This is a genomic window from Streptomyces niphimycinicus, assembly GCF_018883605.1.
In the GTDB taxonomy this organism is placed as follows: Bacteria; Actinomycetota; Actinomycetes; order Streptomycetales; family Streptomycetaceae; genus Streptomyces; species Streptomyces niphimycinicus.
On sequence record NZ_JAHLEM010001196.1, the window covers coordinates 1 to 2,082 of the forward strand.

Annotated in this window: 1 protein-coding gene and 1 pseudogene; both read right to left on the reverse strand. The window is 73.4% G+C overall.

Annotated elements, in window-relative coordinates; genetic code table 11:
- A partial coding sequence (locus KN815_RS48800; RefSeq protein WP_216348162.1) for a serine/threonine-protein kinase occupies nt 1-1,044 on the reverse strand: 1,044 nt, incomplete at its 3' end.
- A 257-nt stretch (nt 1,045-1,301) separates the two neighbouring features.
- Nucleotides 1,302-2,082: pseudogene (locus KN815_RS48805) on the reverse strand (serine/threonine protein kinase); the annotation flags it as partial.

Here is a 2,082-nt window from a genome sequence, read left to right on the forward strand (position 1 = left end):
CCCGGGGACCAGCGGCACCGCGCCGCGCCGCCGCGAGGGCGTGGGGGTGGGGGTGGGGGCGGGCCCGGCGGCGGGCACGGAGACACCACGGTGCGGAGTCTCCGCCTCCGCGCCCTCCCGCCGCTCGCCCTCCTGCTGCTCATCGGGCTCGTCGATGTCCAGCGGCGGATATCCGGCCAGGCTGGGCAGCAGCTCGCGCAGCCGGGCGGCCAGCTCGGAGGCGCGCAGCCGCGAGGCGGGCGCCTTGGCCAGGCACTGGAGGAGGAGCTGCCACAGCTCGTCGGGGATCCCGGGCAGCGGCGCCACGGTCTCGGTCACATGGCGGCGCAGGATCGCGCCCGGATGGCCGCCGCCGAAGGGCGTGAAGCCCGCCAGCATCTCGTAGAGGACCGTCGCGAGGGCGTACACATCCACGCTGGCCCGGGGCGGCAGCCCCTCGACGATCTCGGGGGCGAGATAGTCCGGGGTGCCGATCACGCTGCGCGGGTTGGGCGAGCGGCCCTGGGCGGAGGCCCGGTCGCGGGCCGGCTGGGCGCGGATCGGGGTCGGCTCGTCCACCAGGCGGGCGATGCCGAAGTCGGTGAGCAGGGCGGGATGCGCACCGCCGGGGCCGAGCGGGCCCCCCATGTCCAGCAGTACGTTCTCCGGCTTGACGTCGCGGTGGACGACCCCGGCGGCGTGCGCGGCGGACAGGGCGTCGGCGATGTCCACCGCGATGGCGACGGCGGCCTCGGGGGCGAGCCGGCGCTCGCGGTCGAGCCGGGTGCGCAGATCCGTACCGCGGATCAGGTCCATGACCAGCGCGAGGTCATTGCCGTCGACCACCAGGTCGCGCACCCCGACCACCCGGGGGTGGTCGAGGCCGAGCAGTACGGTGCGCTCCTGGACGAAGCGCTCCACGAGCTCCTGGTCGGAGGAGAGGTCCTCGCGCAGGAGCTTGATGGCGACGGGGCCCTCGGGTCCCTCGCCCAGCCACACCGTGCCGGCGCTGCCGCGCCCCAGGAGCTGGTGCGCGGTGTACCGACTGCCGATCTTCCGTGACAAGACTGCTCCGAATCCTCCGACAAGGGGGGCACGTTGGCGACAAAGCTACGCGGCTACTGGCGCGTTGGGTGCACCAGACAACGCCAACTGTCACTTCTGCGGCGGAAAACACCCTTCGGATGTCGACAAATCACCGGAGTCGGAGGTGAGGAGGCCAGGATCGGGCCGATCGGGCCGGAGAGCCGGGCCGGAAACGAGGACGGTGATCGGTGATCGGTGATCGGTGATCGGTGATGCTGACGGATCAGTTGGACGGATCAGTTACCGGGGCCGCCGAGGTCCTCGATCCACTTCTGGACGTCCTTGGCCCAGCCGGTGACCGCGTCCCAGTAGCTCTGCCCCTCGGCGATCCAGTCCTTGAGCGGGGTCAGCTCCCAGACCAGCCAGGAGCCGATGATCAGGACCACGATCACGAACAGACAGCCCTTGAGGCACCCCAGGCCCGGGATCTTCATCCGGTTGGGGCTGGAACCGCGCTGCCGGGGCTCCTGGCGCGGCTCCGGCTGCTGCGGCGGCGGGGCGTAGCGCTGCGGCTGAGGCTGCTGGGGGTGGTGCGGCGCCGGGGCGTACTGCTGCGGCTGCTGCTGGGCGTACGGCGGTGGCTGCTGGCGGCCCCGCTGGCGCTGAGGCGGCTGCTGGGGCTGCTGATACTGCTGCGGCTGCTGGTATTGCTGCTGCTGATACGGCTGCTGGGGCGCTGGGCGGTGCGGGCGGCGGCGCAGCGGGTCCTGGCTCGGGTCGAGGTACTGGACCTGCGTCTGCTCATTGCGGTCGCGGGCCGCGCGCAACTGGTTCTGCCAGGGGTGCGGATCGTCCTGGCCCGGCGGCACGGGCGGCATGGCGCGCGTCGGATCGGCGCCTCCGGCCGGGCCGGAGCCGGTCGGCAGCACCTGGGTGGGGTCGGCGTTCGCCCCGGTGGTCGGCATCACATTGGTGGCCGCGGCCGGGTCGTACGAGGGGGTGCCCCCCGGTGTGTTCGGGAGCACCTGGGTCGGGTCGGCCGAGTCCGCGGGCGCGGTGTCCGGGACCGGCGCGGGC